Raw genomic sequence first — 13,750 nt, 5'->3', positions numbered from 1 at the left:
GATGCGTAAACTTTTATTTTCTTTATCAGTTCTTAGTCTTTTCATTTCTTGCGATAACAAGCAGGAGGCAGACCTTATTGTCACAAATGCAAATGTGTATACGGTTAATGACGCTTTCGCGAAAGCGGAATCCTTTGCCGTAAAAGATGGAAAGTTTATTGCCGTAGGAAGCACAGCAGATATAACAACACAATATCAAGCCACCGAAACTATAGACGCTACAGGTAAAACCGTTTTACCAGGTCTTATAGACGGGCACTGTCACTTTTATGGACTGGGGCAAAACCTACAAATTGCAGACCTCGTAGGTACCGAAAGTTATGATGAGGTTATAGAAAAGGTAACCGCTTTTGCCAAAGCAAATCCAGAAGCAACCGTTATACGAGGAAGAGGTTGGGATCAAAACGACTGGGCGGTAAAAGAATTTCCTACTAAAGATAGGCTAGATGCTCTTTTTCCAGATACACCAGTGGTACTAGAGCGTGTAGATGGTCACGCATATCTTGTAAATCAGAAAGCGCTTGATCTCGCAAAAATAGATAACACCACAAAGGTAAGTGGTGGAGAGATTGTGCTGGTAGATGGTAAAGTGACTGGCGTACTTATAGATAACCCACAAACGCTTGTAGATGCCGTAATGCCTCAAGCCAGCGTAGCCGAAAATGCTCAAGTATTACTAGAGGCGCAAGAACTTTGTTTTTCTTACGGGCTTACTACGGTAAATGACGCGGGTCTTAATAAAGATATAGTAGAGCTTATAGACAGCTTGCAACAGCAGGGAGACTTAAAAATGCGCATCTACGCGATGTTGTCTAACAATAAAGAAAACCTAGATCACTACTTAAGCTCTGGTAAGATTAAAACAGATCGTCTTAATGTGCGTTCTGTAAAGGTGTATGGTGATGGTGCTTTAGGGTCTAGAGGTGCTGCGATGCGAGAGTCATATAGTGATAAAAAGGGTCACTTTGGGGCAATGGTAACACCAGTAGATGAAATTAATGAACTTGCAGAGCGTATCGCTGCTGCAGACTTCCAGATGAACACGCACGCCATAGGTGATAGTGCAAACGTGGTTGTACTACGAGCATACGATAAGGTTCTTACTTCAAAAAAAGATCCTCGCTGGAAGGTAGAGCACGCTCAAGTAGTGTCTACAGAAGATTTTGACGTTTTTAGTGATAAAATTTTACCTTCTGTACAGCCTACGCACGCGACAAGTGATATGTACTGGGCAGAAGATAGAGTAGGAGCAGAACGTATAAAAGGCGCTTATGCTTATAAAGACTTACTTAAACAATCTGGGCTTGTTATTTTAGGAACAGATTTTCCGGTAGAGCAGGTGTCACCTTTTTACACATTTTATGCAGCAGTGGCTCGTAAAGATTTAAAACAATATCCAGAAGGAGGCTACCAGATGGAAAATGCATTGTCTAGAGAAGAAACCTTAAAAGGAATGACTGTATGGGCAGCCTACTCAAACTTTGAAGAAGCAGAAAAAGGAAGTATCGAGTCAGGTAAGTTTGCAGACTTTATCATTATGGATCAAGATATTATGACCGTAGATGAAGATGCAATACCTAATCTTGAAGTGGGTGCAACATACGTAAACGGCGAAAACGTTTATAACAAGCTATAATGAAGTCACAACAAGATCACCTCATTGAGCTTGCTCATTACAGAATGCCTTTTGGGAAATATAAGGGTAAATACCTGGTAGACCTGCCTGAGTCGTATTACGTATGGTTTAGGCAACAAGGCTTTCCAGAAGGGAAGCTAGGTAGGTTGCTACAAGAAATGATGGAAATAAAAGTTAATGGACTAGAGCCTATGGTGCGTAAAATACAGCGCGGTTTCCCTAAGCCTATTAATTTGAGTTAGCTAAATTAAAACCCTTTGTGTATTATAAAAATAGCAGGTCTTTTATGTAGGTCTGGCGCATTAGATTTCCAGAAAGAAGCACTTTTTGTGATAATATATTCCGTAGGTAAGGTGATATCACAGGCTATACAAACTTGTGTATCTGGGTGTACTGTAGCACAAATATCTTCTAGCATTTTATTATTACGATACGGTGTCTCTATAAAAAGTTGCGTCTGGTTGTGCTCAAATGAGAGGCGTTCCAGTCTTTTAAGCTCTTGTTTGCGCTCTTTTTGATCAATGGGAAGGTAGCCGTTAAAGGCAAAGTTTTGTCCATTCATACCACTACTCATCATTGCCATAAGTATAGAAGACGGCCCTACTAGTGGTACTACTTGTATTCCTTTTTGATGGGCTATTTTTACCACTTCTGCACCGGGATCTGCAACCCCAGGAACGCCAGCCTCAGAGAGTAAACCTACAGACTCACCTTGTAAACAAGGCTCTAAGTATGAAGGTATCTCAGATACGTCTGTGTATTTATTGAGTTGAAATAGCGTGAGTGACGGCTGTGACTTGCTAGGCGAGATAGCCTTAATAGAACGGCGTGCCGTTTTTTCATTTTCTACTATATACGTATCTATAAGTTCTACCACTTTCTTTACAGAGATAGGCATCACCTCTAGAGCACTTGTATCGCCTAGAGTAGTAGGTATGAGATATAATTTTCCGGTAGTTGTAAATGTGCTCATAGATAAGTCTACGGTCAGTCATATGGTTGGGGAGCTGATCGTGATAGACGCAATATAAATAGCTTTACCTAGATGCACAACCTTAAGCGCATATTCTATTGCTGCTCACAAAGAAGATTTATTACTGTAGCTGTCCTACAATCTCTTCACAGGCTTGGTCTAGCATCTCATAAACTCTTTCAAAATCTTCTTGCATACCATTATAAGGATCTGGAACATCTACCTTCTCACCGGGAAAAACGGTGTCCAAAATCATTATAACCTTTCGGCGTTCCTCATCTGTACTGGCAAGCGTTAGTACATCTTCTAGGTTGTTTTGATCCATCACATAGATATGGTCAAATTTTTTAAAATCGCTCTTTGCTATTTGCCTCCCTTTTAACTGTGAGATGTCTAAACCATTATCTCTAGCTACTTTTATGCTTCTAGTATCTGGAGCATTTCCTACGTGCCAGTCACCAGTACCGGCAGAGTCTATTATAAATTGCTCGCTATCTAGTTTGTTACGTAAGATACCTTCGGCTAGGGGAGACCTACATATATTACCTAGGCACACCATAAGGATATTTGTTTTTGACATCTGTAAAATTTTGAGCCGAAAGATAATTATTTTGAGTGCGCTTTCGCGAAAGCGTACCCCGTTTTATAAAAAATATAAAGCCCCGACTGTATATAGTCGAGGCTCTATGATTAAGGTTAGTTAGTATTAAATGTAAGTGAGAATTTTGTTACTCACCTCTATTTCTTTTTCCTGGGTATGCAATAGTACCGTGCTCTGCTAGATCTAGTCCTAGCTCTTCTATCTCCTTACTTACACGTAAACCGATAGTTTTCTTGAGTATAAATAGGATAACAAATGATAGCCCTATAGACCAAGCAGCATAAGCAAAAGCTCCTAGAGCTTGAACACCTAGCTGGCCAGCGCCACCACCGTTTAAAAGACCTATGCCTGTATCTCCATCTATACCCCAAAGACCAATAACAATAGTTCCCCATACACCTACAACACCGTGTACAGAAACAGCACCTACTGCGTCGTCTATTTTAAGTTTTTTCTCAATGATTTCAATAGAGAAAACAACTAAGATTCCTCCAAGAAGTCCTGCTAAAGCTGCTCCGCCAGCACTCATATTACCACATCCTGCGGTAATACTTACTAAGCCTGCTAGGGCACCATTTAAAGTTTGTGCAAGGTGTGGTTTTCCATACCAGATCCACGTAGTGATGAGGGCACCAAGTCCACCTGCAGCGGCAGATAGGTTTGTAATTAATACCACATTTGAAGCTCCTATGGCATCTGCACCACCCCAAGCGAGTTGTGATCCACCATTAAAACCAAACCATCCTAACCAAAGGATAAATACCCCTAGCGTTGCAAGTACTTGGTTATGTCCTGGAATTTCCAACACTTTTCCATCAACAAATTTTCCAATACGTGGTCCTACTAGTATAGCAGCTACTAAAGCAGCCCATCCACCTACAGAGTGTACAATAGATGATCCAGCAAAGTCTATGAAGCCTAAGTTAGATAACCAGCCTTCTCCTTGCCATTGCCATCCACCAGAAATAGGGTAGATAACTGCTGTCATTATTAAAGAGAATATGATATAGGTAGAGTATTTTGTTCTACCAGCAATCGCTCCAGAAACGATAGTTGCGGCAGTTGCGGCAAACATAGTCTGGAAGAAAAGATCTGCACCTTCACCTTGAAAAAGACCACTCCAGAAAAACCATCCGTTAGAAGTGTCTCCATACATAAGTGAGTATCCTACAATCCAGTAGGTTAAAGAACCTACACAGATGTCTAGTAGGTTTTTCATAGCAATGTTTACAGCATTTTTTGATCGGGTCATCCCAGATTCTACGAGTGTAAAACCAGCTTGCATAAAGAATACGAGTATTCCAGATAAGAGCATCCAGAGCATTCCTAGGTCTCCATTAATCCCTGAGATGGCATTTTCCAAATCTTCAGGGCTCACAGTATCTTGTATTAACAGGAGGTTAGGCATTATTGAGTTTAATAGTTGTAACATAATTAGTAATGAGTAGTTAGTTTATTAAAATTTATATATTCCGGCAATTACAAAAGATGATAAAGAATTGCTAGGATCTTGATCTGTGTCTAAAAATGTGTCTTCACTAGCGCTATCTAGACGAAATTCTGGTTTTATAGTAAGATCTCCTACGCTGTAGCTACCTGTAAGTGTTACTGCCACTACAGAGGCATCACCTTCTAGGTCATAACCTCCTATTGCTCCAGCACCACCTTCACCTTCTGCAAAGTACTCACCACGTAAACCTAGGGTGAATGCGTCAGAAGTTTTGAACTGTGGGTATAGTGCTACGCCATAAAAAGAAGCACCATCTGTATCATTATAAGTTGCGTTAAGTCCTAAGAAAAAGTCGTCAGATAAGTCATATCCAGTAGTAAGGTCTACTTGAAAAGTACTTTCTGAGCTACCACCTTGCTTACCGTATAAAAAGTTTAAGTACGTGCTCTTGTATCCTAGTTGAGCTCCTAATGTATAGTCGTTATCAAAGTTAAACTCTGTTGCATCTGTCTGGTTAAGTACTGCAAGCATCGCACTAAAATCTTCAGAGAGGGTGAAGTCTGCCTTAATACCCGTGTGAGAAAAAGGTCCATAAGAAAACATATACGAGGTAGAGTAGTTGAAGTTTGCAGTAGGTGATATCACCTCATACCCTAAGAAGGTATTAAAGTTACCCAGTGTAAGTTTTACTTTTTCTGATACGTTCCAGTATACATAAAGTTGGTTTACAATGTTAGAAGAAGGTCCAGAGAGGAAGACTGCTTCTTCACCACGAGGTCCAAAGACAAGATCTGCCACGGCACCTACTTTTCCGTTTTCACTTTCAAAAGAGCCTATCACATTTGCCATACCTAGTGCAAATCCATTTCGGTTTGCAAAAGATGTGTTTGGAGCGATAGCATCTTCACCATTGGGTCCAGAAATATTTTGTCTAAAATAGACATCGACACTACCTTCTACGGTAAATTTTTTCTTGTCTTCTGTTTCTTCTTGAGCAAACATAAATGTTGTGCTTATGGTTAGTAATAAAAGCGTGCAAATAGATTTCATAAAAATATAATTTTCAGTTGATTTGACGTTAAAAGTATCTTAAAAAAATATTAACATATTAATTTTTAGGGGTTATGTGTAAATTTTTATCATAATTTCAAATTGACCCCCTTAATTTTAGGGGTATCATAAATAAATACTGTTTTTACTGAATATTTGTTCTTCTCAATTTTCTATTTTTATTAATAAATAGCCTTTTTTAATGTGAATAATTCATAATTTTTAGAAATAGATTGAAATTGCGATAACGTTTTCGCATATTTTAACAAAAATTAAGGTTTGCAAATTCTCAATTTTGCAAGGCAAAAAATATGTAATTAGAAATTTGACTAGGGTCAAAATGTGATAGTCATAATTATGATTACCATTTTTTGAGACTTCAATAAGTAAATTTATCTTGAGCATAAGTAATAATGGTTTTACCATATAAATAAGGAGTTATGCTAAGAGATCAAGGGTTATATTTAAGGGAGTTTGAGCACGATGCGTGCGGTGCAGGATTTATATGTAGTCTTAAAGGAGTAAAGTCTAATGATATTATTCATAAGGCACTTGAGATACTAGAAAAACTTGAACACAGAGGAGCTGTAAGTGCAGATGGTCGCACAGGAGATGGAGCAGGTATATTAATAGACATCCCTCACGATTATTTTCAAGCCACTTGTGACTTTACATTGCCTAAAGAAGGAACGTATGCCGTGAGCAATGTTTTCTTACCTCGTAAAGAAAATCAACGTGCATATTGTATTTCGGTTTTTGAAAAAAGCCTTACAGATCAAGGTATCAATATTTTGGGCTGGAGAGATGTGCCGGTAGATCAATCTATACTGGGCGAGATTGCCCAAGTTTCTGAGCCTTTTGTAAAGCAAATCTTTGTGAGTTATGAGAGTAAGGGAGATAATTCCGCTTTCGCGAAAGCGCAACAAAAACCTACACCAGAGTTTGAGTTTAACTTAAAACTATTTACTGCTCGTAAAATCGCCGAGCATACTATCTACAACTCAAAGTTATCTGAAAGCTCATTCTTTTACTTACCTAGCTTCTCAACCAAGACCATTATTTATAAAGGACTATTAATGCCCCAACATATTAAGGTATATTATAAAGACCTTATGGATCCTCGTGTGGTGACTAGACTAGCGCTTGTACACCAGCGGTTTTCTACTAATACATTCCCTACTTGGGATCTGGCGCAACCTTTTAGGTATATGTGTCACAATGGAGAGATCAATACCTTAAGGGGTAATGTGACCAGAATGTATGCGCGTGAGGAACTTATGGAAAGTGCACTATTTGGGGAGGAGATAAAGAAAATACTTCCAGTTGTATTACCAGGTAAGTCAGACAGTGCCTCTATGGATATGGTGGTAGAGCTCTTACTTATGACGGGTAGATTATTACCAGAAGTAATGATGATGCTCGTGCCAGAAGCGTGGGAGAAAAATGATGATATGTCTCCGGCAAAGCGTGCTTTTTATGAGTTTAACTCTTGCCTTATGGAGCCTTGGGATGGTCCAGCCTCTATACCATTTACAGATGGTAATTATATAGGTGCCGTTTTAGATCGTAATGGATTGAGACCTTCTCGATACTCTGTCACAAAAGATGGTTATGTGATAATGTCTTCAGAAATTGGAGTGGTAGAGATAGAACCACAAAATGTACAGATGCACGGTCGTCTCGAGCCAGGTAAAATGTTTCTGGTAGATATGGCGCAAGGTCGTATTATAAATGATGAGGAAATAAAAGAAGAGATTGCAACACGTCACCCATATCAAGAGTGGCTGGATAATAACCTTATTCACCTTAAGGATATACCTTATAATGAGTGCCCTTTGTTTTTAAATGAAGCACCACTTAAGGAGCGTTTACTCACCTTTGGGTACACGCAAGAAGATATAAATACGATTATATTGCCTATGGCTGCAAAGGCAAAAGAGCCTATAGGGTCTATGGGTAATGATGCTCCTATAGCGGCACTTTCTGAGAGGCCACAATTAATCTATAATTATTTTAAGCAACTCTTTGCACAGGTTACAAACCCACCTCTAGATGGTATACGAGAGGAGTTAATTACAGATATCTCACTCACGCTGGGTGCAGACTCAAATATTTTTGAAATAAACGGAGAGCATTGTAAGAAGCTAAAAATTCAAAATCCTGTTATCTCAAAACAAGATTTAGATAAAATCAAAAGTTTAGATAACGAGAGCTTTAAGGTAGTCTCTGTGCCTATTTTATATAAGGTAGAAAAAGGACACAATGGCTTGGAGGATGCTTTAGAAAACTTACTTCAAGAGGTTTCTCAACAGCTAGATGAAGGTGCAAACATCATTATCTTGTCAGATAGAAACACATCTCAAGAGCTTGCACCCATACCAGCATTACTTGCGTGCTCTTATGTAAATAATGGGCTAGGCGGCAATAAAAAGAGATCCAGTTTTAGCCTCATTATAGAGTCTGCAGAGCCTAGAGAGGTGCATCACTTTGCTTTATTATTTGGATATGGTGCTAGTGCCATAAACCCATATATGGTTAATGAGATTATAGAAAACCATCCAGAAGATTTAAAACTTGCAAATGTTGATGTAGAGGAAGCAATACAAAATTTTAATAAAGCCGTAGGCAAAGGAGTCCTCAAGGTGATGAATAAAATAGGTATCTCTACCCTTAACTCATACCGGAGCTCACAACTTTTTGAGTGTATAGGTATCAGTAAAAAGGTAGTAAATCAGTACTTCCCGCGCACGGTTACGAGAATAGAAGGTGTAGGGCTACACCAGTTAGAAGGTGAGATAAGTAAAAGGCATAAGACAGCATATCATACAAAAGATATCGCAGCAGATCTTCCTCTTGAGATAGGTGGTGAGTATAGATGGAGAAGAGATGGAGAGGCACATTTATTTAATCCGCTTACCATTGCAAAGCTTCAAGAATCTGTGCGTAGCAATAAGCCTGTTATTTATAAAGAGTATGCAGATCGTGTAAATAATCAAGCTAAACAGCTTATGACCATACGTGGTCTATTTGAGTTTACTAATTATGATCCTATAGATATTGATGAAGTAGAACCGTGGACAGATATTGTAAAGCGTTTTAAAACAGGTGCGATGTCTTATGGTTCTATTAGTAAGGAAGCTCACGAGACACTTGCCGTAGCAATGAACCGTATAGATGGTAAGTCTAACTCTGGTGAGGGAGGAGAAAATCAAGAGCGTTTTTATAAGGACGTAAATGGCGATTGGAAAAACAGCGCCATAAAGCAAGTGGCTTCAGGGCGTTTTGGGGTAACCTCAAACTACCTAACAAACGCTGCCGAGATACAAATAAAAATGGCGCAAGGAGCAAAACCTGGTGAGGGCGGACAGTTGCCTGGACCTAAGGTAAATCCTGAGATTGCAAAAACACGTAATTCTACACCATATGTAGGGCTTATATCGCCACCACCACATCACGACATTTACTCTATAGAAGATTTATCGCAGTTAATTTATGATCTCAAATCTGCAAATAGAGAAGCGCGTATTAATGTGAAGCTAGTGTCTGAAGTGGGTGTAGGTACTGTAGCAGCTGGAGTTGCAAAAGCAAAAGCAGATGTAATACTTATATCTGGACACGATGGAGGTACAGGAGCAACACCTCTTACCTCGCTAAAACATACCGGTTTACCTTGGGAACTAGGTCTAGCAGAAGCACAGCAAACCCTTGTGATGAATGATTTACGTGGGCGTGTACGACTTGAGTGCGATGGTCAGCTCAAAACAGGCCGAGACGTAGCAATTGCTTGTTTGCTAGGAGCCGAAGAGTTTGGCTTTGCAACAGCACCGCTAGTAGCCTCTGGATGTATAATGATGCGTGTATGTCATTTAAACACTTGTCCGGTAGGGATTGCTACTCAAAACCCAGAACTACGTAAGCGTTTTAAAGGAAAACCAGAGCACGTAGTAAACTTTATGTATTTCGTAGCGCAAGAGTTGCGTGAGATTATGGCAAAGCTTGGATTTAAAACGGTAGATGAAATGGTAGGTCAAGTGCAAAAGCTGGATCGCAATAACTCCATAGAGCAGTACAAAGCGTTAGGCTTAGACCTTACCCCTATATTACATAAGGTAGACACTTCAAAAGGACAGCCTTTGCATAATGTAGAAAAGCAAGATCACGACCTTGAGAAAGCGCTTGATTTTAAAATTATATCACAGGCGCACCCGGCACTTTTTAGAAAAGAAAAAACCACACTAGATCTTAAGATTACAAATGAAGATAGAGCAGTAGGAGCTATATTAAGTAATGAGATATCTAAGATTTACGGTGTGAATGGATTACCAGAAAACACTTTAAAAATTAACTTCGAGGGTTCTGCAGGGCAGAGTTTTGCAGCCTTTGCGACGCACGGACTCACACTGGCAGTTACTGGTAATACAAATGATTACATAGGTAAAGGACTTTCTGGGGCCAAGGTAATAGTGAAGGTTCCGGTAGAGGCGACCATTATACCAGAAGATAATGTCATTATAGGTAATGTAGCATTTTATGGTGCTACCGCTGGTGAGGCATATATAAATGGTAAAGCTGGAGAACGTTTTTGTGTACGTAATTCTGGAGCAAAAGCCGTTGTAGAGGGTATAGGTGATCACGGTTGTGAGTATATGACAGGAGGTATTGCAGTCATATTAGGCGAGGTGGGAAGAAACTTTGGCGCTGGTATGAGTGGCGGTATTGCTTATGTGTATGACACAGCAAGTACGCTTTCGCGAAAAGCAAACACAGAGGGGCTTAACTTCCTTAAAGTTGAGGAAGATCAAGATAAGAAAGAGCTTAGGCAATTAGTTGAAAATCATTACAACGCCACGCTCTCTCCACTGGCTCAACGACTGTTAGAAAACTGGGATACAGAGATTAAAAATTTCACGAAAGTGTTACCAGAAGAGTACCGCAAGGCATTGATAAGATTAGAAGAAGAAAAAACATTAGCAAACTAGAAGATGGGGAAAGTAACAGGATTTTTAGAATACGATCGCAAAGACGAAGGATATATAGCGCCAGAAGAGCGTGTTAAAAATTATAAGGAGTTTACTGTACCGCTAGAAGAAGCAGATTTAAAAGAACAAGGCGGCCGCTGTATGGATTGTGGTATTCCGTTTTGTCACTCGGGATGCCCGCTGGGCAATCTCATTCCAGATTTTAATGATGCAGTCTATAAAGGAAGGTGGAAAGAAGCGGCAACTATACTACACGCGACAAATAATTTTCCAGAATTTACAGGGCGTTTATGTCCAGCACCTTGTGAAGAGGCTTGTGTTCTAGGTATAAATGCAGATCCCGTAAGTATAGAAAATATAGAAAAAAATATAGTAGAACGAGCTTTTGACGAGGGATGGATTGTCCCACAACCACCGCAAAAACGTACACACAAATCGGTTGCAGTGATAGGGTCTGGCCCTTCTGGACTAGCCGCTGCACAGCAGCTTAATAGGGCTGGGCACACTGTGACCGTATTTGAGCGCGATAGTAAAGTAGGAGGTCTCTTAAGGTATGGTATTCCAGATTTTAAGATGGAAAAAAATGTGATAGACAGACGCCTGGCTGTACTTAAAGATGAGGGTATAACTTTTAAAACAAATGCAGATGTAGGGCATACCATAAGTGTAGAGACGCTTCAAGATGAGTATGACGCGATTGTACTCTGTGGTGGTGCTACTTTGAGGAGGTCTATACCTATAAAAGGGGCGCATCTTAAAGGAGTGTATCAAGCAATGGACTTTTTAAAACAAAACAATGAGCGACAAGATGGTATAACTGAGTGGGATGAAACTATTGTAGCTACAGATAAAAACGTGATTGTTATAGGTGGTGGTGATACAGGCTCAGACTGTATAGGTACTAGTAATAGACAAGGAGCAAAAACCGTTACAAATTTTGAGATTCTTAATAGACCTACTATAGAGCGACCTACAGAGCAACCCTGGCCTTATTACCCTATGCGCTTGCGCACCAGTTCTTCTCACAAGGAAGGGGTAGAAAGAGTTTTTAGTATTTCTACAAAGGAGTTTGTGGGTGATGCCAGTGGTAATCTCACGGGACTTATAACCTCAGAGGTAGAGTGGGTTACAAATGACAATGGAAGACGTGAGCTTAAAGAATTACCAGGAACAGAAAAGGAGTGGCCTTGCGATATGGCTTTCCTTGCACTAGGCTTTACAGGGCCGGAAAAGACACTTATAGACCAGCTACATTTAGATACAGATATGCGTGGTAACGTAAAAGCTACGTCATATGCGACTAGTGTTTCAGGTGTATTTGCTGCTGGAGATATGCGTAGAGGGCAATCACTCATTGTGTGGGCAATCTCAGAAGGAAGACAAGCTGCACATCACGTAGATGCATACTTGATGGGAAGTTCGCAATTGCCACTTAAAGATGAAGATAGTGACTTACCTAGACGCTAGTTTATAGTAGTTAGTACGCTTTCGCGAAAGCATAAAAAAAAGCCTCAAAACATATATTTTGAGGCTTTTTCTATTTTATGATTCTGGTTTTAAACTGAGAGTTTTTTGCCAAGGTCTTCTACATATTTTCTAAACTGCTTATCTGTACTCGCTAGATTATCTACCGTTTTACAAGCGTGAAGAACTGTTGCGTGGTCGCGCTGTCCTATCTGTGAACCTATGCTTGCTAGTGAAGCTTTAGTAAGCTTCTTTGCAAAGAACATTGCTAGTTGTCTCGCTTGTACGATATGTCTTTTACGTGTTTTAGACTGTAATGTTTCTACATCCATCTGGAAGTAATCTGAAACAATCTTTTGGATATAGTCTATAGAGACCTCTCTCTTAGTATGTTTTACATAGTTGTCTACAATCTTTTTTGCAAGGTCGAGAGTGATCTCTTTCTTGTTAAAAGATGAGTGTGCTATAAGTGATATAATTGCACCTTCTAGCTCGCGTACATTAGTTTTAATGTTATTTGCAAGAAACTCTACAATCTCTTCTGGCATTTCAACACCATCTTGATAAAGCTTTTGCTTTATAATGGCGATGCGTGTTTCAAAACTAGGGTGTTGTAGCTCTGCACTTAATCCCCATTTAAAACGTGATAAGAGACGTTGCTCTATATCTTGCATATCTACAGGAGCCTTGTCTGAGGTAAGGATTACCTGTTTTCCGTTTTGGTGTAGGTGGTTAAAAATGTGGAAAAATACATCTTGTGTACCTGCCTTACCACTTAGTAGTTGAATATCATCTACAATAAGAACGTCTATAACTTGATAGAAGTGAATGAAGTCATTTCTATTATTCTTTTTTACAGACTCTATATATTGTTGTGTGAACTTCTCTGCAGAAATGTATAAAACAGTTTTTGCAGGATACTTATCTTTTATCTGTACACCTATTGCGTGAGCAAGGTGTGTTTTACCTAAACCTACTCCTCCAAATATTAAAAGCGGATTAAAAGAAGTCCCTCCTGGTTTATTTGCCACGGCCATACCTGCAGATCTTGCAAGACGGTTTGAGTCTCCTTCTAAAAAGTTTTCAAAATTATAGTTAGGGTTGAGCTGTGATTCTATTTGTAAATTTCTTATTCCAGGAATTACAAAAGGATTTTTAAGCTCTGGATTTTTATTTTTAAGCGGAGCATCTACCTCTTGTGATTTCATAGTGCTACGATTTGCACTAGGAATTCTTTCTGTAAAAGGTTGATTGTTTCCGTAGGTATTTTCCATCTTGATCACATAGACCAGTTTGGCGTTTTCACCTAGTACTTTATTGAGAGCAACTTTAAGGAGCTTTACGTAGTGTTCTTCAAGCCACTCGTAAAAGAATTTACTAGGTACTTGAATACTTAGTGCGTTATCTGTGAGTTTGACCGCCTTAATCGGTTCAAACCACGTTTTGTATGCTTGGGGTGTAATGTTGTCCTTTATAAAGGAGAGACAGTTATCCCATACAGATTGCGCAGTTAGAGTCATTCGTTTAGTTAAATTATTAGGTTTTCGGTTGTCTAGAAAGCCTTTTGAAAGGTTTATCGTCGTGTTGATAAAGTACC

9 protein-coding genes are annotated in these 13,750 nt (G+C 39.5%); 4 read left to right on the top strand and 5 right to left on the bottom strand.

The features are described from left to right. Position 1: 1 nt before the first annotated feature. Together Q0948_RS14600 and Q0948_RS14595 are read left to right on the top strand one after the other, a co-directional pair. Positions 2-1,636, top strand: coding sequence for an amidohydrolase (locus tag Q0948_RS14600; RefSeq protein ID WP_298354325.1), 1,635 nt, complete (start codon positions 2-4; stop codon positions 1,634-1,636). Further along, positions 1,636-1,878 (top strand): DUF3820 family protein, encoded by a 243-nt coding sequence (locus Q0948_RS14595; protein WP_298354322.1) that lies wholly within the window; start codon positions 1,636-1,638, stop codon positions 1,876-1,878. Before Q0948_RS14600 ends, Q0948_RS14595 begins: the two co-directional genes overlap by 1 nt. Before the next feature lie 5 nt (positions 1,879-1,883). Here the strand turns inward: Q0948_RS14595 and Q0948_RS14590 are convergent, their stop codons facing one another. The 4 genes from Q0948_RS14590 to Q0948_RS14575 all read right to left on the bottom strand — a co-directional run bounded on the left by Q0948_RS14590 (position 1,884) and on the right by Q0948_RS14575 (position 5,710). Then, entirely contained in the window at positions 1,884-2,609 is a 726-nt protein-coding gene (locus Q0948_RS14590; RefSeq protein ID WP_035328140.1) for an SAM-dependent methyltransferase, read from the bottom strand. Between the two features lie 121 nt (positions 2,610-2,730). After that, complete coding sequence (locus Q0948_RS14585) at positions 2,731-3,189, bottom strand: low molecular weight protein-tyrosine-phosphatase (RefSeq protein ID WP_298354316.1); 459 nt, start codon at positions 3,187-3,189, stop codon at positions 2,731-2,733. Between the two features lie 148 nt (positions 3,190-3,337). Then, positions 3,338-4,618, bottom strand: coding sequence for an ammonium transporter (locus Q0948_RS14580; RefSeq protein ID WP_298354399.1), 1,281 nt, complete (start codon positions 4,616-4,618; stop codon positions 3,338-3,340). A gap of 48 nt (positions 4,619-4,666) precedes the next feature. Then, the gene (locus Q0948_RS14575; protein WP_298354313.1) at positions 4,667-5,710 is read right to left on the bottom strand and encodes a porin; all 1,044 of its coding nucleotides are present in this window, start codon (positions 5,708-5,710) and stop codon (positions 4,667-4,669) included. A 440-nt stretch (positions 5,711-6,150) separates the two neighbouring features. On the opposite strand from Q0948_RS14575, the gene gltB reads away from it, so the two are divergent. Both gltB and Q0948_RS14565 read left to right on the top strand, forming a co-directional pair. Further along, the gene (gene gltB, locus Q0948_RS14570) at positions 6,151-10,689 is read left to right on the top strand and encodes a glutamate synthase large subunit (RefSeq protein ID WP_298354309.1); all 4,539 of its coding nucleotides are present in this window, start codon (positions 6,151-6,153) and stop codon (positions 10,687-10,689) included. Positions 10,690-10,692: 3 nt separating this feature from the next. Further along, the gene (locus tag Q0948_RS14565; RefSeq protein WP_298354306.1) at positions 10,693-12,156 is read left to right on the top strand and encodes a glutamate synthase subunit beta; all 1,464 of its coding nucleotides are present in this window, start codon (positions 10,693-10,695) and stop codon (positions 12,154-12,156) included. 89 nt (positions 12,157-12,245) lie between these two features. On the opposite strand, the gene dnaA is transcribed toward Q0948_RS14565, so the two are convergent. Continuing rightward, the gene (gene dnaA, locus Q0948_RS14560) at positions 12,246-13,673 is read right to left on the bottom strand and encodes a chromosomal replication initiator protein DnaA (RefSeq protein ID WP_035328159.1); all 1,428 of its coding nucleotides are present in this window, start codon (positions 13,671-13,673) and stop codon (positions 12,246-12,248) included. Between the last annotated feature and the right edge of the window lie 77 nt (positions 13,674-13,750).

It is taken from the genome of uncultured Dokdonia sp., assembly GCF_947496725.1.
Taxonomy (GTDB): Bacteria; Bacteroidota; Bacteroidia; order Flavobacteriales; family Flavobacteriaceae; genus Dokdonia.
This window is presented reverse-complemented; position numbering and strand designations above follow the sequence as displayed.

What these genes read in the sequence shown, in the direction of transcription:
- Q0948_RS14600 (WP_298354325.1), top strand. Translation starts at nt 2, where the DNA reads ATGCGTAAACTTTTATTTTCTTTATCAGTTCTTAGTCTTTTCATTTCT.
- Q0948_RS14595 (WP_298354322.1), top strand. Translation starts at nt 1,636, where the DNA reads ATGAAGTCACAACAAGATCACCTCATTGAGCTTGCTCATTACAGAATG.
- Q0948_RS14590 (WP_035328140.1), bottom strand. Translation starts at nt 2,609, where the DNA reads ATGAGCACATTTACAACTACCGGAAAATTATATCTCATACCTACTACT.
- Q0948_RS14585 (WP_298354316.1), bottom strand. Translation starts at nt 3,189, where the DNA reads ATGTCAAAAACAAATATCCTTATGGTGTGCCTAGGTAATATATGTAGG.
- Q0948_RS14580 (WP_298354399.1), bottom strand. Translation starts at nt 4,618, where the DNA reads ATGCCTAACCTCCTGTTAATACAAGATACTGTGAGCCCTGAAGATTTG.
- Q0948_RS14575 (WP_298354313.1), bottom strand. Translation starts at nt 5,710, where the DNA reads ATGAAATCTATTTGCACGCTTTTATTACTAACCATAAGCACAACATTT.
- gltB (WP_298354309.1), top strand. Translation starts at nt 6,151, where the DNA reads ATGCTAAGAGATCAAGGGTTATATTTAAGGGAGTTTGAGCACGATGCG.
- Q0948_RS14565 (WP_298354306.1), top strand. Translation starts at nt 10,693, where the DNA reads ATGGGGAAAGTAACAGGATTTTTAGAATACGATCGCAAAGACGAAGGA.
- dnaA (WP_035328159.1), bottom strand. Translation starts at nt 13,673, where the DNA reads ATGACTCTAACTGCGCAATCTGTATGGGATAACTGTCTCTCCTTTATA.